The sequence below is a fragment of the Rhizorhabdus wittichii genome (genome assembly GCF_017607425.1).
In the GTDB taxonomy this organism is placed as follows: Bacteria; Pseudomonadota; Alphaproteobacteria; order Sphingomonadales; family Sphingomonadaceae; genus Rhizorhabdus; species Rhizorhabdus wittichii.
The window spans coordinates 3,518,392-3,537,701 of the sequence record NZ_CP059319.1; the positions used below are offsets into that span (position 1 = coordinate 3,518,392).

Sequence of the window (19,310 nt, forward strand, 5' to 3'; positions counted from 1 at the left end):
GGGAATCCGCCAGCGAACGAGTCCCGCACCAACGAAGGACACGACCAGGCGGCCTGGTGGATTCCCTCCTTCGCGGGAATGACGAAGGAGGAGGAGAAGGAGGGAAGCCCTTCAGCCCCGCCGCGTCCCCGTCATCTCGGCCTTGCCGAAGGCGCCCATGGTGACGGTGCCGGTCAGCCGGTCGCCGTCGATCACCGCCTTGCCGACCAGGGTCATCGGCATCGGCTTCCGGGTCGGCATCTTCCAGACCAGCCGGTCGCCCTCGATCCGGCCGTCGACCACCGGCAGCTCGCCGATCTCGGCGACGTTGCTGCCGGTGAAGCGGTCGCCGTCGCGGACGATGGTGAAGACCGACGCCTGCTCGCCGAACGGCGCGCGGGTCACGCAGTCCCAGACCTCGGCGCCCACCGGCGCGCTCACTGGCCGACGACCATGCGCTCGACCGGCAGGCCGATCTCCTTGAGCTGCGGCTCGACCTTGGCGGCGTCGCCGACGACGACCCAGATCAGGCTGTCGGGGCGGATCGCGGCGCGGGCGGCCTCGTCCATCTGGGCGGCGGTCAGCGCGCGGAAGCGGCCGGGCAGCTTCTCGTAATAATCGTCGGGCCGCTGCAGCGTGTCCATCTGGACGAGCGCGCCGAGCAGGTCGCTCGACGTCTCGAACGATCCCGGCAGCGAGCGGATCTGGCCGTTGATGGTGCGCTCGCGCTCTTCGGCGTCGACGCCCTTGGTGGTCAGGAACTCCTTCATGTCGGCCAGCGCCGCCTTGATCGAATCGCCGGTCCGGTCGGTCTGGACCGGGGCGATGACGTAGAGCGGCATGGTCTCGCGCAGGGTCGCCGCCTGGCTGAACGCGCCATAGGCCCAGCCCTTGCTCTCGCGCAGGTCCATGTTGAGCCGCGACAGGAAGCTGCCGCCGATCACCTCGTTCGCCGCGATCAGCGCCAGCGGATCGTCGACGCCCTTGGTCGGCAGGAGCTGCCCGGCCATGATGTAGCTCTGCGGGCTCTGCGGCCGGTCGATCAGGACGATGCGCGCCGGGCGCGCCATGCGGTCCATGCGGAACAGCTTCTCGCCTTTCGCCACGGCCGGCTTGGCCCAGGTGCCGAAGCGCGCCTCGAGCAGCGGCTTCAATTCGTCGAGCGTGGTGTCGCCGGTGACGAAGATCCTGGCGTTGTCGGGCCGGATCCACGCCTGGTGGAAGGCGACCAGGTCGGCGCGGGTGACCGCCTTCACGCCCTCGGCGGTGCCGCTGCCGGACAGCGGCACGCCATAGGGGTGGAGATTGCCGTAGAGCAGCGTCGGCAGCACCCGGCGGGCGATGCCGCGCGGCTGCGAATTCTCCGCGGCGATGCCGGCGAGGATCTGGCCGCGCAGCCGCTCGATCTCGGCCGGCGCGAAGGTCGGCCGCTCGACGATGTCGGCGAGCAGGTCGAGCGACGGCGCAAGATTGGCCTTGAGCGCGAACATCGAGACGCTGGTGCGGTCCATCGTCGCCGACGAGGCGATCTGCGCGCCCAGCCGCTCCTGCGCCTCGGCGATGCCGATCGAATCGAGCTTGCCGGCGCCCTCGTCGAGCAGCGACAGCATCAGCCCCTGGGTGCCGAGCTTGGCCTTGGGATCGGCGGCATTGCCCGCGTCGAACGCGACCGAGACGCGCACCGTCGGCACCGTCGTGCGCCGCGCGAACACCACCTTGATGCCGTTCGACAGGGTGGTCCGCTCGACGTCGGGGAAGGTCAGGTCCTTGATCTCCTCGACCGGCGGCGGCGAGGAGCGGTCGACCGCGGCGGTCGGCTTCAGCGTCTGCGAGATGGCGGGCGCCGCGGCCCCGCCCTCGAACTTCGGATCGCGATAGTAGCGCGGGGCCATGCCGCCGCCCGGCGCGCCGACCGCGCTGCCGCCGGCCGCCGCCATGTCGGACGCGGTCCGCTCGCCCGGCTCGACCATCAGCCGATAGGCGGGCCGGCCGAGCCATTTCTGCAACGCGGCCCTGATGCTCGCCGGGGTCGCGGCCGCGGTGGCGGCGAGGTCCTTCTTGTACTTGTCGGGATCGTTCGAATAGACTGCGCCCTCGGCCAGCGTCACCGCCTTGCCGGCGAAGCCGCCGACCGTCTCCAGCCCAGCGATCTCGCCCGCCGCCTGCTTGGTCGCGGCGCGCTTCACCTCGTCGGCGGTCGGGCCGTTGCGGACGAATTCGGCGATGAGGTCGTCGAGCTGCCTGGCGACCAGCTTGGGATCGACGCCGGGCTTCACGTCGGCGGTCACCTCGACGATCGAGATCTTCTCGAACGGCTGGACGCTGGCGGTCACCGAGACCGCGGTCTTGGCCTTGCGCACCATCGCATTGTCGAGCCGCGACGAGGCGAGCCCGCCGAGCACGTCCATGCCGAGGTCGAGCGGGATCAGGTCGGGATCGTTGACCCCCGGCACCACCCAGTTGCGGTAGATGCGGGTCTGCGCGACCCGGTCCTTCATCACCTGGTCGACCGGCGCCCCCAGCGTCGGCACCGGCACGTCGGGGCGCGCCGTCTCCGGCCCGCGCGGGATGTCGCCGAACCATTTCTGGACCTTGGCCTTCGCGGTCGCGGCGTCGATGTCGCCCGCCAGCACCAGCACCGCGTTGTTCGGGCCGTAATGGGCGCGGAACCAGTTCTTCACGTCGTCGAGGCTGGCGGCGTCGAGGTCGGCCATCGAGCCGATCGTCGAGTGGCGATAGGGGTGCCCCTCGGGAAACAGCGCGGCGAGCTGGGCATATTCGACCAGGCCATAGGGCTCGTTGTCGCCCTGGCGCTTCTCGTTCTGGACGACGCCGCGCTGGTTATCGAGCTTGGCCTTGTCGATCGCGCCGAGCAGATGGCCCATCCGGTCGGATTCGAGGAACAGCGCGAGATCGAGCGCGCCGGTCGGCACCGTCTCGAAATAATTGGTGCGGTCGAACCAGGTGGTGCCGTTGAGGTCGGTCGCGCCGATCGATTCGAGCGGCTTGAAGAAATCCTCATTGGCGTTCTCCGACCCGTTGAACATCAGATGCTCGAACAGATGGGCGAAGCCGGTCTTGCCCGCGGGCTCGTCCTTCGACCCGATATGATACCAGACCGAGACCGCGACGACGGGCGCCTTGCGGTCGGTATGGACGATCACGCGCAGGCCGTTGTCGAGCGTGAACGCCTGATAGGGGATGTCGACCGCCTTCACGAGCGTCGCGACCGAGGCCGGCTCGGCGGCGACGGCGGCGGCGGTCAGGGGAGCGATCGAAGGGACGGAGAGCGCGGTTGCGAACAGCAGGACGGCGGCGGGACGGAACAGGCTGCGGCGCATTGAGGAACTTTCCGGATGGGGAAGGATTGCGGCGCAGTCTAGCCTGTGCCGCACAAGGTGCAATATGTCCGTAATACGCTTTGTGGCTTTGTGGTTTCCCCCTCCCTTTCAAGGGAGGGGCTAGGGGTGGGTGACGGAGCCGGGGGGCTCGATGCCCCTCGGCGGAGTTCTACGGGACGAAGGAGGATGCTCGCTGCGCTCGCCCCCCGGCCCCATCCCTTGAAAGGGAGGGGGAGTTCGACCACTTGTGTTGCAGAAAAGTCACACCATATCGCCGGACAGAGAAGACAGGGATCAGGCATGAACCTCGAGAAATTCACCGACCGCGCCAAGGGTTTCCTCCAGTCGGCGCAGACCGTGGCGATCCGCAACAGCCATCAGCGCATCGCCCCGGAACATCTCCTGAAGGCGCTGCTCGAGGACGAGCAGGGCATGGCGTCCGGGCTGATCAAGGCGGCCGGCGGCGATCCGGCGGTCGCGATGCGCGCGACCGACGCGGCGCTGGCGAAGATCCCGGCGGTGTCGGGCAGCGGGGCGCAAGCGACGCCCGGGCTCGACAACGACCTCGCCCGCGTCCTCGACCAGGCCGAGCAGATCGCCCAGAAGGCGGGCGACAGCTACGTCACCGTCGAGCGGATGCTGCTGGCGCTGACCCTCGCCACCACCAGCCCGGCCGGCAAGGCGCTGGCCGAGGCCGGCGTGCGCGCCGAGGCGCTCAACGCCGCGATCAACGAGCTGCGCGGCGGCCGCTCCGCCGACACGGCGAGCGCCGAGGACCGCTATGACGCGCTCAAGAAATTCGCCCGCGACCTGACCCAGGCGGCGCGCGACGGCAAGCTCGACCCGGTGATCGGCCGCGACGAGGAGATCCGGCGCACCATCCAGGTGCTGGCGCGGCGCACCAAGAACAACCCGGTGCTGATCGGCGAGCCCGGCGTCGGCAAGACCGCGATCGCGGAAGGGCTGGCGCTGCGCATCGCCAATGGCGACGTGCCCGACGGCCTCAAGGACCGCAAGGTGATGGCGCTCGACATGGGCAGCCTGATCGCCGGCGCCAAATATCGCGGCGAGTTCGAGGAGCGGCTGAAGGGCGTGCTCGACGAGGTGAAGGGCGCCGAGGGCCAGATCATCCTGTTCATCGACGAGATGCACACGCTGATCGGCGCGGGCAAGTCCGAGGGCGCGATGGACGCCGGCAACCTGCTCAAGCCCGCGCTGGCGCGCGGCGAGCTGCACTGCATCGGCGCGACCACGCTCGACGAGTATCGCAAATATGTCGAGAAGGACCCGGCGTTGCAGCGGCGCTTCCAGCCGGTCTTCGTCGGCGAGCCGACGGTCGAGGACACCATCTCGATCCTGCGCGGGCTCAAGGAGAAGTACGAGCTGCACCATGGCGTGCGGATCACCGACGGGGCGATCGTCTCGGCGGCGACCTTGAGCAACCGCTATATCACCGACCGCTTCCTGCCCGACAAGGCGATCGACCTGATGGACGAGGCCGCGTCGCGGCTGCGCATGGAGGTCGAGTCGAAGCCCGAGGAGATCGAGAATCTCGACCGGCGGATCATCCAGCTCAAGATCGAGCGCGAGGCGCTGAAGAAGGAGACCGACGCGGCCTCCAAGGACCGGCTCGACGCGCTCGAGGCCGACCTGGTCGAACTGGAGGAGCAGTCGGCCGAGCTGACCCAGCGCTGGCAGGGCGAGAAGGACAAGATCAACGCCGAGGCCAAGCTCAAGGAGCAGCTCGACGCCGCCCGGATGGAGCTCGACCAGGCGCAGCGGCGCGGCGATCTCGCCCGTGCCGGCGAGCTGAGCTACGGCGTCATCCCCAATCTGGAGAAGGCGCTGGCCGGGGCGCAGTCGGCGTCGGCGGGCGCGATGCTGCGCGAGGAGGTGACGAGCGAGGACATCGCCTCGGTCGTCAGCCGCTGGACCGGCATCCCCGTCGACAAGATGCTCGAAGGCGAGCGCGAGAAGCTGCTCGCCATGGAGGACGAGCTCGGCAAGCGCGTGATCGGCCAGAAGGATGCGATCGAGGCGGTGTCGCGCGCCGTCCGCCGCAGCCGCGCGGGGCTCCAGGACCCGAACCGGCCGCTCGGCAGCTTCCTGTTCCTCGGCCCGACCGGCGTCGGCAAGACCGAGCTGACCAAGGCGCTCGCCGGCTTCCTGTTCGACGACGACTCGGCGATGGTCCGCATCGACATGTCGGAGTTCATGGAGAAGCACAGCGTCGCCCGGCTGATCGGCGCTCCTCCCGGCTATGTCGGCTATGAGGAGGGCGGCGTGCTGACCGAGGCGGTGCGGCGGCGGCCCTATCAGGTCGTGCTGTTCGACGAGGTCGAGAAGGCGCATGGCGACGTGTTCAACGTGCTCCTCCAGGTGCTCGACGACGGGCGGCTGACCGACGGCCAGGGCCGCACGGTCGACTTCTCGAACACGCTGATCATCCTGACCTCGAACCTGGGCAGCCAGTTCCTCGCCAATCTCGGCGAGGGCCAGGCGGTCGAGACCGTCGAGGACCAGGTGATGGAGGTGGTCCGCGCCCATTTCCGGCCGGAATTCCTCAACCGGCTCGACGAGATCATCCTGTTCCACCGGCTCGGCCAGGAGCATATGGGCCCGATCGTCGACATCCAGGTCGGCCGGGTCGGCAAGCTGCTCAAGGACCGCAAGATCAAGCTGGAGCTGACCGACGGCGCCCGCGCCTGGCTCGGCCGGGTCGGCTATGATCCGGTCTACGGCGCCCGTCCGCTCAAGCGCGCGGTGCAGAAATATCTGCAGGACCCGCTCGCCGAGGCGCTGCTCAAGGGCGAGGTGCCCGACGGATCGGCCCTGCGCATCGACGAGGGCGACGGGAAGCTGGAGCTGAAGCTGGGGTGAGCGCTCCCTTCGTCATCCCGACGGAAGTCGGGATCTCCCTTTTCTTCGTGCCTAGAGCGATTTCCAGGCAGATGGAAACATCTGCCGACTCGGAAATCGCGGCAAAACAACAATCTAGAGCGGCCGATCTGATGCAATCAGATCGTGAACCGCTCTAGGACGGGCATGTCGCAAAGGCAGTGAGATCCCGGCTTTCGCCGGGATGACGGCAAGGAGCGTGAACGATCAGCCCTGCTTGCGGCCGAAGCCGGCGGCGGCGGGGCGGCGGAGCGGGACGGGCTGGCTGCGCGTCAGCTCGCGCTCGAATTCGGCGAGCGTCTCGATCAGCAACGGGCGCAGGCGGATGATCTCGGCGTCGAGCTTGTCGGGGGCGCTCTGCGTCTCGACGCAGCGGCGGGCGCTATGCTCGATATGCTCGGCGAGCCGGCCGAGCGCCTCGCCGCCGAACTGCAGCGAATCACCCTTCAGCGTATGGGCGGGCCGCACCATCGAGACGGCGTCGCGCAGCTTGTAGGCCTGCTCGACCGCGACCACATATCGGGCGGCATCGTCGCGATAATGGCCGAGGATCTTGACGAAATCATTGCCGATCAGCGAGCGCGTCTGGCCGAACGTCGTCCAGTTCACCACGCTGTTGCCGCCCTGCCCCATCTTCCGTTCCCGTTCGCACCTCTGCCCGATATCGGGACCATAAGCGCAGGCTCGTAAACGTCAGGTTACCGCAAGGGCATTGTTTTCAGCCGATTTTCCGTAGTCGCGAAGACCATTCGCCGCTTTATCGCCTACCATCGTTAGACGATGGTCGAAGCGTTCAGGAGCCGACCGGCGCGCTGACGATCCAGGCGGCGGGTTCGGCGGCGGGCGCGACCGACCATCCCCGCTGCGCCGCCAGCGCCGCGATCTCGCCCGGCGCGATCGGGTCGTCGGCGAGGATCAGCACCGCCTCCGCGCCGTCGCGGATCGCGCGCGCCAGCCGCACCACCGGCCAGGGGCAACGCATCCCGCGCGCGTCGAGCCGGAGCGGCGGCATCAGTCGAACGGATTCTTCGGCGCGCGCAGGGTCAGCCGCACCGGCACCGAGCCGAAGCCGAGATCGCGGCGGATGCCGTTGACGAGGTAGCGGCGATAGCTTTCGGGCAACTGGTCGACGCGGGTGCCGAACAGCACGAAGCTGGGCGGCCGGGTCCGCGCCTGGGTCAGGTAGCGCAGCTTGATCCGCTTGCCGCCGGGCGCGGGCGGCGGATTGGCCTCGATCGCGCGCTCGAACCAGCGGTTGAGCTTCGCGGTCGACACGCGCTGCGACCAGGCCTCGCGCGTCTCGTGCGCGGCCTGGAGGAGCTGGTCGACGCCGCGGCCGCTGACCCCCGAGACGGTGAGCAGCGGCAGGCCCTTGACCTGCGCCAGCCCCTCGTCGAGCGCGGTGCGGACGCCCTGGAACAGCGCGGGCGGGTCGGCGGCGACGTCCCATTTGCTCAGCGCGATGATCAGCGCGCGGCCTTCCTGCAGCACCTTGTCGGCGATGCGCAGGTCCTGCGCCTCCAGCCCCAGCGTCGCGTCGAGCAGCAGCACCACGACCTCGGCGAAGTCGACCGCGCGCAGGCCATCGGCGACCGACAGCTTCTCCAGCTTGTCCTGCACCTTGGCGCGCTTGCGCATCCCGGCCGTGTCGATCAGCCGGATCGGCCGCACCGTGCCGTCGGGGGCATGCCAGTCCCAGTCGATCGCGATCGAATCGCGGGTGATCCCCGCTTCGGGACCGGTGATCATTCGCTGCTCGCCGAGGATCTTGTTGATCAGGGTCGACTTGCCGGCATTGGGACGGCCGACGATCGCCAGCTTGAGCGGGCCGGCCGCATCCTCGTCCTCGCCCTCTTCGCCGTCCTGATCCTCGTCGCGCTCGATATGCGGCCGCAATGCTTCGAACAGGTCGACCAGGCCCTCGCCATGTTCGGCCGAAAAGGGGATCGGATCGCCGAGGCCCAGGCCGTAAGCCTCATGCACGCCGGCTTCGGTCGCCTTGCCTTCCGCCTTGTTGGCGACGAGCACCACCGGCGTGTCCTCGCCGCGCAGCCACAGGGCGACCTCCTCGTCGAGCGGGGTCACGCCCGCCCGCGCGTCGACCATGAACAGCGCGACATCGGCCTCGCGTACCGCCGCCTGGGTCTGCGCGCGCATCCGGCCGGGCAGCGTCTGCGGATCATCGGTCTCGAAGCCGGCGGTGTCGATCACGCGGAAGTCGAGACCGATCAGGGTCGCGTCGCCCTCGCGCCGATCGCGCGTGACGCCGGGCCGGTCGTCGACCAGCGCCAGCTTCTTGCCGACGAGACGGTTGAACAGCGTCGACTTGCCGACATTGGGCCGGCCGACGATCGCGACGGTGGGGAGCTGTGCCATGGGAGGGGGCCCATAGCGGGATTATGAGGTTTTTGTTAGCCCTCATACGCCGGCACGAAGAGACGAGGTCGGGACAGGAGCCGCCTGAGATGCCGGCCTCCGCCGGCATGACGGAGAAGCGGGGACCGGAGCCCGCAGGGCTCCGTAAGGCCGACCGGCCGCCCGAGCTTATGCGAGGAAAGCCAAGCGAGGCGGATGCCTCGCGCCCGGCGCCTGAGGGCCTACCTATACGCTACCAGCTTTCCCTTGTCGGTCAGCACGAGCAGCGTGTTGTCCGCCACCACCGGCGCGGCGTAGATGGTGTCGCCGAGCTTGGTGATCGAGCCGACCTTGCCGGTGTCGACCGCGACGTTGACGACCTGGCCCTCGGTGTTGGTGAGGATCAGGCGGCCGCCGGCGAGGATCGGGCCCGACCAGCCGATCGGCTTGCTCTTCTTCTTGACGTTCTTCCAGCGGGTGAGCTGGGTCTGCCAGCGGATGCGGCCGCTGTTGCGGGCGATGCAGAGCAGCTTGGCGTCGTCGGTGACGAGGAACAGCCATTCGCCCGCGACCCACGGCGTCTCGATGCCGGCGATGTTGAGCTCCCACAGGCGCTGGCCGGTGAGGATGTCCATCGCGACCATGCGGCCGCCCTGGCCGACGGCATAGACGCGGCCCTGGTCGATCACCGGCGAGGCGTCGATGTCGACGAGGCTGGCGACCGAGGTGGTGATGCTGGTGCGCGACAGCGAATCCTGCCACACCGCGCGGCCATTCTCGTAGCGATAGGCGGTCAGCTCGCCCGACGAGAAGCCGGCGACGACGGTGCCCTGGCCGATGGCGGGCGCGCCGACGCCGAACACGGCGGCGTTCTCGAGGCTGCCGCTCGCGGTCCAGATCAGCTCGCCATTGGTTTCCTTGAGCGCGAAGAGCTGGTTGTCCTGGCTCATCACATAGACGGCGTCGCTCCCGACCGACGGGGCGCCGCGCAGCGGGCCGCCCGGGCGCACCTTCCAGAGCTGGCTGCCGTTGCCGGCGTCGAACGCGGCGGCATCGCCGACGCCGTTGGTCGCGAACACCTTGCCGTTGCTGTAGCTGACGCCGCCGCCGAACAGCGACGCCTTGTTGCCGCCCTTGTCGGACAGCACGGCGGTCCAGGCCGGCGCGCCGGTCTTGAGGTCATAGGCGTGGATCTCGGCATCGACGTCGATCACATAGACGCGGCCGCCGCCGACCACCGGGCCGGCCGCGAGCCGGGCCTTCTTGGTCGATCCGGCGATCTTGCGGTCCCAGGCGACGCCGAGCTGCTGGCCGAGCGCGACATGGCCCATCGACTTGGTGGCGTTGCCGCCCGGCTGGGCCCATTCGGGATTGACCTGCTCGGCGGGCACGGTGACCGGCACCACCTCCAGCGTCGGATCGACCTCCGCGCCGGTCTCGGCGGTCAGGATCGGGATGCGCTGGCCCAGCACCGGGGTCTTGGGCTTCTTGCCCTCGCCGCCGCCGAAGATGCCGCAGCCGGCGAGCATCGTCGTCATCGCCAGCGCCGCCGTGAGCGCGAAAAACTTCCGGGTCATCCGATCAATCCTTGTCAGCGGGGGCGGCGGCGGGCGCGACGTCGACATTGACGCCGAGGCTGGTCGCGAGGCGCGCGGCGCGGGTCCGCAGCGTATCGGGCACGGTCTTGTCGCGGGCGACGGCGGCGAGCAGCCGGCCCGCCTCGGCGCCACGATTGGCCTGGATCATCGCGACCGCGGTCATCTCCCCCGCGGTACCGAAGAAGGCGTTGCCCTCGACCGCCAGCGGCTTGAGCCGGTCGATCACCTGCTGCGGCGTCAGACCGTCATATTCGAGCAGGGTCTGCCGGATCAGCGAGACGTCGCGATAGGGCTGCGCGGCCTTCTCGTCGGCGGCGATGCCGGCATAGATGCCGATCGCGCTCTTGGTGTCGCCGCGGTCGGCGGCGAGCGTCGCCTTGGTCAGCAGCGCCGCGATGCGATAGCCGTCGCCGCCCTCGGCGACGAGCGTGTCGATCTTCTTCGCGGCCTCGGTCTTGCGGCTCGCCTGCACGTCGGCGATCAGCGCGCTCATCTGCTCGCCCTGCGCCTCGGCCTTCTTCTCCGACGCCTGGCGCCAGTAGAGGAAGCCGGCGAAGGCGACCAGGAGAAGGAGGAGCGCGACCAGCGCGATCCGTCCGTAATGCCGGACCATCTTCTGGAGCTGGTCGCGGCGCAGCTCGTCGTCGACCTCGCGCAGGAAGGCTTCTTCGGTGGGCGGCGTGGAGGCCAAGCATCTTCTCCGGAACTAGGAACGGGTCTCTTAGCGAGCGTGAGCGCGCGGTGCCATAGTCAATAGATATGCCGGATGAACGGTCGTCCCTTCACTTCTTCGGCTGATAGGTCTGGTCGACGGTCGGGAAGCGGCGCTCGCGGACGTCGGCGGCATAGGTCGCGACCGCCGCGTCGATCTTCTCGGAGAGCTGCTCATATTTCTTCACGAAGCGCGGCACCCGGTCGAACATGCCCAGCATGTCGTCGATCACGAGCACCTGGCCGTCGCATTCGACCGAGCCGCCGATGCCGATCGTCGGGACGTCGATCGCGCGGGTCATCTCGATCGCCAGCGGCTCGACCACGCCCTCGACCACCAGCGAGAAGGCCCCGGCCTGGGAGACCGCCTTGGCGTCGTCGATCAGCCGGGCATATTCCTCCTGCCCGCGCCCGCGCGCGCCATAGCCGCCGAGCACGTTCACCGCCTGCGGGGTGAGGCCGACATGGCCGACCACCGGTATGCCCCGCGCCGTCAGGAAGGCGATCGTCTCCGCCATCGCCGCCCCGCCCTCGAGCTTGACCGCCGCGGCGCCAGTCTCCTTGAGCACCCGCGCGGCCGAGCGGAACGCCTGTTCGGGGCTTTCTTCATAGGAGCCGAACGGCATGTCGACGACGACCAGGCTGTGATAGCTGCCGCGCACCACCGCCGCGCCGTGCGCGATCATCATGTCGAGGCTGACCGGCACGCTCGACGGCAGGCCGTAGAGCACCTGGCCCAGGCTGTCGCCGACCAGCAGCATGTCGCAATGCGGATCGAGGATCTGCGCCATCCGGATCGTGTAGGCGGTGAGCACCACCACCGGCGTCTTGCCCTTGGCGGCGCGGATCGCGGGGACGGTGAGCCGCTTCATCGGCGCCGGCGTCGGATTGGCGCGGCTGGTGGCGGTGTCGATCTGGAAGGTGGACATTGTTGATTGGCCCTCAAGCGCCGGCGGTCACATCCGTGACCTTGGCTATCCTCGCATAAGCTCGGGCGCGCGTTCGCGCTTGCGGAGCCCTCACAGGCTCCGACGATAAGCTCTGCGTCGGGACATGTATATGTCCCGCAAGCGCGAACGCGCGCCCGAGCTTATGCGAGGAAGCCAAGCCGGGCGGATGCCCGGCGCCCGGCGTCTGAGGGCTAAATCATACCAAGAGCAGCCATGTAGGTTTCGAGGATCATCGCCTCTTCCTCATGCTCGCCCTTCTTCTTCTTGCGGATCGAGATCAGCTTGCGGACGATCTTGGTGTCGTAGCCGCGGCCCTTCATCTCCGACATGACGTCCTTGATGTCGTCGGCGATGCCCTTCTTCTCTTCCTCGAGCCGTTCGACCCGTTCGACGAACAGGCGCAGCTCCTGCGCCGCGATGCTGCCCTTGTCTTCGGTCGTGTCGGCTTCGGCCATGATTCGCGAGTCCCTCGATATGCGTGAAAGGCGCAGGCTGTAGAGCGAGCCGTGCGGGCGCTCAACGGGGAATCGGCAACGGGGAATCGGCGAAGCGCTCCGATGCGACGAACCATGACGGGACGGCGACGGAGGGGGTTGCCATATCGGCGGCAGATTCTATCCCGAAGCGCTCCGCACAGAGGAGCGCCCGTGGACATCCAGATTCCCCCCCGCCAGCGCAAGGTGCGCGTGCTCGCCACGCTCGGCCCCGCGAGCAGTTCGCCCGAGATGATCGCGAAGCTGTTCCGCGCCGGCGCCGACGCCTTCCGCATCAACATGAGCCACGGCGCCCACGAGGACAAAGTCCCGCTGATCCAGGCGATCCGCGCCATGGAGAAGGAGTTCGGCCGCGCGACGACGATCCTGTTCGACCTGCAGGGCCCGAAGCTCCGCGTCGGCAAGTTCGCCGACGGCTCGGTCCAGCTCGCGACCGGCCAGGCCTTCACCCTCGACCGCGACCCGGCGCCGGGCGACCTGCACCGCGTCCAGCTTCCCCATCGCGAGATCTTCGAGGCGCTCGAGCCGGGCACCCGGCTGCTGCTCGACGACGGCAAGCTGGTGCTGCGCGTCCGCGCCGTCCACCCCGACCGGATCGAGACGATGGTCGAGGTCGGCGGCGCGCTGTCGAACAGCAAGGGGCTCAACGTCCCCGACGTGATCGTGCCGATGGCGGCGCTGACCGAGAAGGACCGCCGCGACCTGACCTTCGCCTGCGACCATGGCGCCGACTGGATCGCGCTGAGCTTCGTCCAGCGGCCCGAGGACGTCGCCGAGGCGCGGCGGCTGATCGGCGGCAAGGCGGCGCTGCTCGCCAAGATCGAGAAGCCGGCGGCGGTCGAGCGGCTCGACGAGATATTGGAGATCGCCGACGCGGTGATGGTCGCGCGCGGCGACCTGGGCGTCGAGCTGCCGCCCGAGCGGGTGCCGCCGATGCAGAAGCGCATCGTCGAGACCGCGCGGCGGATGGGCCGGCCGGTGGTGGTCGCGACCCAGATGCTCGAATCGATGATCCAGGCGCCGACCCCGACCCGCGCCGAGGTGTCCGACGTCGCGACCGCGATCTACGACGGCGCCGACGCGGTGATGCTGTCGGCCGAATCGGCGAGCGGCCAATGGCCCGAGGAGGCGGTCGCGATGATGGACGCGATCGCCCGCTCGGTCGAAAGCGACCCCGGCTATGCCGCGCGGCTGCACTTCACCCAGACGCATCCCGACGCGACCACCGCCGACGCGCTGGCCGAGGCCGCCGCGCAGATCGCCGCGACCGTCTCGGCGAGCCTGATCATCTGCTTCACCCTGTCGGGATCGACCGCGCGGCGCATCGCCCGCGAGCGCCCCTCGGTGCCGCTGCTGGTGCTGACGCCGAAGCTCGCCACCGCGCGGCGCATGGGCCTGCTGTGGGGCAGCCATTCGGTCCGCACCCGCGACGTCGCCAGCTTCGAGGAGATGGTCGCCAAGGCCAAGCGCATGGCGCTGCGCCACAAGCTGGCCAATGCCGGCGACCGCATCGTCGTGGTCGCGGGCGTCCCGTTCGGCACGCCGGGGTCGACCAACATGCTCCACGTCGTCCGGCTGACCGGCGAGGAGCTGAAGGGCTATGGCGGGTAGGGCATCGCCTTAACCACCGTCATCCCGGCGAAAGCCGGGATCTTCCTGCCTTTCCATGCTTGCAGGACGGGGAGCGAAGAGAAGTGAGATCCCGGCTTTCGCCGGGATGACTATGTAGAAGTTGGCAGCTCTTCGCGGAACTGGAGCAGTCTCAGCCCAGCAGCGCTGGCTTCCTTGCCAATATATCCCCCGCGACCTGCTCATAGGCGCGGCCGAGCTGGAGGACGGCGAGGTCCTGGCGGTTCGGGCCGACGAGCTGGATACCGCTCGGCAGCCCCTCGGGGCCGAAGCCGGCGGGGACGCACAGCGCCGGGCAGCCGGTCAGGCTCGGCCCGGCGACGATCTCCATCCAGCGGTGGTAGCTGTCCATCGCCACCCCCGCGATCTCCTTCGGCCAGTGGAGGTCCGCGTCGAAGGGGAAGAGCTGCGCGCTCGGCAGGGCGAGGAAGTCGTGGCGCTCGAAGGCCTTGCGATAGGCCTCGTAGACGCGCGAGCGGACGACCGAGGCGTTGTAGAGATCGACCGCCGACAGCTTCATGCCATTCTCGATCTCCCACACCGCCTCGGGCTTGAGCAGCTTGCGCCTGGCGGGATCGGCGTAGAGCGGGCCGAGGCCGCCGGCGAGGAAGCCCTGGCGGAGCTGGACGAAGGCCTTCCACAGCGTGTCATGGTCGATGCCGAGCGAGACCGGTTCGATCACGCAGCCCGCCGCCTCCAGCCGCCGCAGCCCCGACAGGCAGAGGTCGAGCATGCCGGGCGCCATCGGCACGCCGCCGAGATCGCCGAGCCAGCCGATGCGGACGCCCTTCATGTCGCGGTCGAGCGGGCCCGCGAAGACCGCCGGGTCGCCGTCGAGCGACAGCGGCGTGCGCGCGTCGTAGCCGGCCATCACCGAGAGCAGCAGCGCGAGATCGCCGACCGTGCGCGCCATCGGCCCCTCATAGCCGATATTCTGGACGAACAGTTCGTTGGTCGGGCCGTGGGGGACGCGGCCGGCCGAGGGGCGGAAGCCGAAGATATTGTTCCAGCCGGCCGGGTTGCGCAGCGATCCGGCGAAGTCGCTGCCGTCGGCGACCGGCACCATGCGCGCCGCCAGCGCCGCCGCCGCGCCGCCGCTGCTGCCGCCGGCGGTGCGCGACGGGTCATAGGCGTTGCGGGTGACGCCGAAGACGGGGTTGTAGCTCTGCGAGCCGAGGCCGAACTCGGGGACGTTGGTCTTGCCGATCAGGATCGCGCCCGCCGCGCGCAGCCGCTCGACGAAGATCTCGTCGGCCTTGGGCACATTGTCGGCGAAGATCGGCGATCCCATGGTGGTGCGGATGCCGCGCGTCGCGGCAAGGTCCTTCACCGCGTGGGGCAGGCCGTGCATCCAGCCGCGATGGCGCCCGGCGGCGATCTCGCGGTCCGCTTCGTCGGCGGCGGCGAGCAGCGCGGGCCGCTCGACCCGCGAGACGATCGCGTTCAGCGCCGGATTGGCGCGGTCGATCCAGTCGAGATGCGCCGCCATCACCTCCCGGCACGACACCGCGCGGCTGCGGATGCGCGCGGCGAGGTCGGCCGCCGTCCAGGTGACGATCTCGGGCGGCGGCGCGGCGCGGCGGCCGGCGACGCGCGCCTCGGCCGCCCCGGCCCCCGCCAGCATCGTCGCCGACGCGACCCCGGCGAGCAGCGCATCGCGCCGGGAGAAGTCGGTCGTCGCGCTCGAATCGCGGGTCATCGGCAGGGTCCTGGGATCATGGTCGAAACCCGGCCGTCTTCGATCAGATGCGCGGCGCTGTCCAGCCGTTCCGGCGACGGCGACCGGAGGGGAATTGACGGCCGGCGATCGATCCCGGATGGATCGGGACTGGTTTTCCGCGCCCATGAGGTATCCATGCGCCTTGCCCTGATCGCCGCCCTCGCCGCGCTGGCGACGACCGCCCTGCCCGCCGCCCTTTCCGCCGAGACGCCCGAGGAGAAGGACGCGGCGGCGTCCGCCGCGCCCGCGCGCTTCCAGCCCGACGAGGTGCGATCGACCGGATCGGTCGCCGTCGGCGGCGTGCGCATCCCCTATCAGGCGGTGGCGGGGACGCTGGTCGTCCATCCCAAGGGCTGGGACGACGTCCCCCCGCGCGACGAGGACGGCCGCAAGGCCGCGAAGGAGCAGGCCGAGGCGTCGATGTTCTACGTCGCCTATTTCAGGACCGGCGCCCCCGCAGCCGGACGGCCGATCACCTTCCTGTTCAACGGCGGGCCGGGATCGTCGAGCATCTGGCTGCACATGGGCGCGTTCGGCCCGGTGCGGGTCGAGACCGGCGACGCGGGCCAGGCGTCGGCGGCGCCTTATCGCGTCGTCGCCAACGACATGGCGCTGCTCGACGCGTCGGACCTCGTCTTCATCGACGCCCCCGGCACCGGCTTCAGCCGGGTCGCGGGGAAGGACAAGGACAAGGCCTTCTACGGCGTCGACCAGGACATCCACGCCTTCGCCCGCTTCATCGTCCAGTTCCTGTCGAAGCACGGCCGCTGGGCGTCGCCCAAATATCTGTTCGGCGAAAGCTATGGCACGATGCGCGCCGCCGGCCTCGCCAGGGCGCTGCAGGACGAGGATGTCGACCTGAACGGCGTGATCCTGCTGTCGGACATATTGAACTGGGACCTGATCCCCGACGATCCGCAGCTCAATCCGGGGGTCGACCTGCCCTATGTCGTCTCGCTGCCGACCTATGCGGCGACCGCCTGGTATCACCGTCGCGTCGCCAACCGGCCCGACGACCTCGAAAGCTTCCTGGCCGAGGTCGAGCGCTTCGCCACCACCGACTATGCATTGGCGCTGATGCAGGGCAACGCGCTGCCGGCGGCCGAGCGGCAGGCGATCGCGGAGAAGCTGTCGGGCTATACCGGACTGCCGGTCGCCTATCTGCTGCGGAGCAACCTGCGGATCGAATATGGCGCGCTGCAGAAGGAGCTGCTGCTGGACCGCGACCTGACCACCGGCACGCTCGACACCCGCTTCACCGGCTGGACGATCGACCCGCTGAGCAAGGTCGCCGGCTATGACCCGCAAGGGTCGGCGATCGGCGCGGCCTATGCCGGCGCGTTCAACGACTATGTGCGCGGCACGCTGCGCTATGGCGAGGGGCGACACTACCAGACCAGCCTCGACGTCTATGGCAGCTGGGACTACCGGCACCAGCCGCCGGGCGCCGACAAGCCGCTGATCGCGCTGCCCAACGTCCTGCCCGACCTGGCGGTGGCGATGAAGCGCAACCCGACGATGAAGGTGATGGTCAACGGCGGCTATTTCGACGTGTCGACGCCCTATTTCGCGGGACGCTACGAGCTGCGGCACCTGCCGGTCCCGGCCGCGCTGACCGGCAATATCGAGTATCGCTATTATCCGTCCGGCCACATGGTCTATCTGCACCGGCCGTCGCTGAAGGCGCTGCACGACAATGTCGCCGACTTCATCCGCCGGACCGACAATAGACCTTGAATAGAGCCTGATTCACGCCATCGATGGAAGCGCGAAGCGCTTCCATCTCAGACGATCAGGCTCTAGCGCCGCGAAGTAACGGAACGAAGCCGCGCCCGGACGGCGACGCCGCCCGGGACGCGGGAAAGCGTTCAGCTCTTGCTGTTGAGGAGACCGCCGAGCGCGCCGAGCAGGCCGCCGCCGTCGCCGCCATTGCCGGCCGCGGTTCCGCCGCCGAGGCTGCTCATCAGGTTGCCCAGCAGCCCGCCGGCATCGCCGCCCTTCGAGCCCGCCGCCGCGAGCAGGGCGGGCAGCAGCGCGCTGAGCTGCGAGAAGTCGATCCCGGTCTGCGCGGCGACCGCCTGGGTCGCCTGGTCATTGTCGGTGTTCGGGTCGGCGATATGGGGCAGGAGCTGGCTCGCCGCCGCCTGGACCTGATCGGCCGAGAGGCCCAGCTTTTCGCCGATCGCGCCGAAATCGAGGCCGCCGGCCTGTTCCGCCAATTCTTCGAGCATACCCATCACGAACACTCCTACAAGGTTCGCGCGACGAAGCCGTCCGCGCCCGGCGCGGCGATCGGGAGGCGCGCGTTCGCGTGGACATCCCGATTCGGCCGCGGCCGAGCCCCGAGGTTAACCAAGCCGCGATGCGATGGAAACGGACGAAAAACCCGCTCCCCCACCCGGTCCCCGCATGTCGGCACGGGGATCGGGCGGAGGAGCGGTGAAACTACGGCAGCGCCCAGGAGGAGGGGATCGGAACGCCGCCGCTTTCGGCTCAGCCGAAACCCGTCAGCCGCGGCGCAGCATGTCCTCGATGCTCACGAAACCGACCACCCCGATGAACAGCGCCGCCGCCGCGATGGCCAGGATCGGATAATAGTCGCCGATGAAACCGAGCATGATGTGATCTCCGTGTCTGTCGGAGCCACTGTGCCGAGGGCCGCGCGAATCGGCTTTGATTCCGGTCAAAGGCGGATTCACGCCGCCGGCGCGAGCAAATCCAGTCCTTCGAGCTCGGCGCGCAGCGGCCCGGCCCCGGCGAACAGATGGCCGGCGATGCCCAGCGCCTCGGCCGCCGCGACATTGTCGGCGCGGTCGTCGATGAAGATCGCTTCCGCCGGATCGATCCCGAAGCGATCGAGCGCCATCGCGTAGATCGCCGGATCGGGCTTCACCAGCCGCACCTCGCCCGAGACGAGGATATCGGCGAACAGGTCGAAGATCGCCGCTTCGCGCGCGCGGAAGGGCGGCCAGAATTCATGGCTGAAATTGGTGATCGCGAACAGCGGCACGTCCTGCGCGTGCAGGTCGCGGACGATCGCCTCCATGCCCGACAGCAGGCCGGTGACGGTCTCGGCGAAGCGCGGGCCGAAGGCGGCGATGGCGTCGGCGAAGCACGGCCAGTCCGCGATCAGCTCGGCGCTCGTCTCGGCAAAGGGGCGGCCGGCGTCGTGCTGGCCGTGCCAGTCGAGATTGACGACGTCGCGCAGAAACAGTTCGAGCTCGTGCGCGGGCACGAGCTTTTCGAAGAACTGCCGGAGATTCCAGTCGTAGAGCACATTGCCGACATCGAAGATGACGGCGCGTGTGCGGCGCCCGCCCGAAAGCGGCGTGATCAGCCCTGGCGCGCCTTGAAGCGGCGGTTGGTCTTGTTGATCACATAGGTGCGGCCACGACGACGGATCACGCGGTTGTCCCGATGCCGGTCCTTGAGCGACTTGAGAGAGTTGCGGATCTTCATGGCGTCTGCGCCTGCTTTCTAAGCTGATATGTGGAAAAACGAGGCGCTCCCCTATGGGCTGGAGCCCAAGGAGTCAAGCGATTCAAACCTTCCCGTCGCCCCTGCGCAGGCAGGGGTCCATGTCTCTCACCAGCCAGATGGCATCCCGAGGGAAGACAGACATGGGCCCCTGCCTG

Annotated in this window: 16 protein-coding genes; 3 read left to right on the plus strand and 13 right to left on the minus strand. The window is 69.1% G+C overall.

What is annotated here, in order from left to right:
* Positions 1-111: 111 nt before the first annotated feature.
* Positions 112-420: a hypothetical protein gene (locus HRJ34_RS16875; protein WP_029992577.1), complete on the minus strand. Its 309-nt coding sequence runs from the start codon at positions 418-420 to the stop codon at positions 112-114.
* Positions 417-3,320, minus strand: a complete 2,904-nt coding sequence (locus HRJ34_RS16880; protein WP_208631891.1) for a M16 family metallopeptidase — start codon at positions 3,318-3,320, stop codon at positions 417-419. Before HRJ34_RS16880 ends, HRJ34_RS16875 begins: the two co-directional genes overlap by 4 nt.
* Before the next feature lie 300 nt (positions 3,321-3,620).
* Between HRJ34_RS16880 and clpB the strand changes: the two genes are divergently transcribed.
* The gene (gene clpB, locus HRJ34_RS16885; RefSeq protein ID WP_208631892.1) at positions 3,621-6,200 is read left to right on the plus strand and encodes an ATP-dependent chaperone ClpB; all 2,580 of its coding nucleotides are present in this window, start codon (positions 3,621-3,623) and stop codon (positions 6,198-6,200) included.
* Positions 6,201-6,425: 225 nt separating this feature from the next.
* On the opposite strand, the gene HRJ34_RS16890 is transcribed toward clpB, so the two are convergent.
* The 7 genes from HRJ34_RS16890 to HRJ34_RS16920 all read right to left on the minus strand — a co-directional run bounded on the left by HRJ34_RS16890 (position 6,426) and on the right by HRJ34_RS16920 (position 12,287).
* Entirely contained in the window at positions 6,426-6,851 is a 426-nt protein-coding gene (locus HRJ34_RS16890; protein WP_012049321.1) for an Hpt domain-containing protein, read from the minus strand.
* Between the two features lie 160 nt (positions 6,852-7,011).
* Complete coding sequence (locus HRJ34_RS16895; protein WP_016744140.1) at positions 7,012-7,230, minus strand: sulfurtransferase TusA family protein; 219 nt, start codon at positions 7,228-7,230, stop codon at positions 7,012-7,014.
* Positions 7,230-8,594, minus strand: a complete 1,365-nt coding sequence (der, locus tag HRJ34_RS16900) for a ribosome biogenesis GTPase Der (RefSeq protein WP_012049320.1) — start codon at positions 8,592-8,594, stop codon at positions 7,230-7,232. The genes HRJ34_RS16895 and der overlap by 1 nt, the downstream gene beginning before the upstream one ends.
* A 221-nt stretch (positions 8,595-8,815) precedes the next feature.
* Complete coding sequence (locus HRJ34_RS16905; protein WP_012049319.1) at positions 8,816-10,150, minus strand: PQQ-like beta-propeller repeat protein; 1,335 nt, start codon at positions 10,148-10,150, stop codon at positions 8,816-8,818.
* Between the two features lie 4 nt (positions 10,151-10,154).
* Positions 10,155-10,862 carry a tetratricopeptide repeat protein gene (locus tag HRJ34_RS16910; RefSeq protein ID WP_016744142.1) on the minus strand — a complete coding sequence of 236 codons (708 nt, stop codon included), beginning with the start codon at positions 10,860-10,862 and terminating at the stop codon, positions 10,155-10,157.
* Positions 10,863-10,953: 91 nt separating this feature from the next.
* Positions 10,954-11,811 (minus strand): 3-methyl-2-oxobutanoate hydroxymethyltransferase, encoded by an 858-nt coding sequence (gene panB, locus HRJ34_RS16915; RefSeq protein WP_012049317.1) that lies wholly within the window; start codon positions 11,809-11,811, stop codon positions 10,954-10,956.
* A 212-nt stretch (positions 11,812-12,023) separates the two neighbouring features.
* On the minus strand, positions 12,024-12,287 hold the full coding sequence (locus HRJ34_RS16920) for a DUF2312 domain-containing protein (protein WP_012049316.1): 264 nt from the start codon (positions 12,285-12,287) through the stop codon (positions 12,024-12,026).
* Positions 12,288-12,479: 192 nt separating this feature from the next.
* Here HRJ34_RS16920 and pyk point away from each other — a divergent pair, with 192 nt between their 5' ends.
* Positions 12,480-13,937: a pyruvate kinase gene (gene pyk, locus HRJ34_RS16925; protein ID WP_012049315.1), complete on the plus strand. Its 1,458-nt coding sequence runs from the start codon at positions 12,480-12,482 to the stop codon at positions 13,935-13,937.
* Between the two features lie 151 nt (positions 13,938-14,088).
* On the opposite strand, the gene HRJ34_RS16930 is transcribed toward pyk, so the two are convergent.
* Complete coding sequence (locus HRJ34_RS16930; protein WP_208631893.1) at positions 14,089-15,654, minus strand: amidase; 1,566 nt, start codon at positions 15,652-15,654, stop codon at positions 14,089-14,091.
* 156 nt (positions 15,655-15,810) lie between these two features.
* On the opposite strand from HRJ34_RS16930, the gene HRJ34_RS16935 reads away from it, so the two are divergent.
* A complete protein-coding gene (locus HRJ34_RS16935) occupies positions 15,811-17,412 on the plus strand; it encodes a S10 family peptidase (protein ID WP_226948825.1) in 1,602 nt (533 codons plus the stop codon).
* A gap of 131 nt (positions 17,413-17,543) precedes the next feature.
* Here the strand turns inward: HRJ34_RS16935 and HRJ34_RS16940 are convergent, their stop codons facing one another.
* The 3 genes from HRJ34_RS16940 to ykgO all read right to left on the minus strand — a co-directional run bounded on the left by HRJ34_RS16940 (position 17,544) and on the right by ykgO (position 19,134).
* Complete coding sequence (locus HRJ34_RS16940) at positions 17,544-17,912, minus strand: hypothetical protein (protein ID WP_012049312.1); 369 nt, start codon at positions 17,910-17,912, stop codon at positions 17,544-17,546.
* 458 nt (positions 17,913-18,370) lie between these two features.
* Positions 18,371-19,009: an HAD family hydrolase gene (locus HRJ34_RS16945; RefSeq protein ID WP_404947174.1), complete on the minus strand. Its 639-nt coding sequence runs from the start codon at positions 19,007-19,009 to the stop codon at positions 18,371-18,373.
* Positions 19,009-19,134, minus strand: coding sequence for a type B 50S ribosomal protein L36 (ykgO, locus tag HRJ34_RS16950; RefSeq protein WP_003046794.1), 126 nt, complete (start codon positions 19,132-19,134; stop codon positions 19,009-19,011). The genes HRJ34_RS16945 and ykgO overlap by 1 nt, the downstream gene beginning before the upstream one ends.
* Positions 19,135-19,310: the final 176 nt, after the last annotated feature.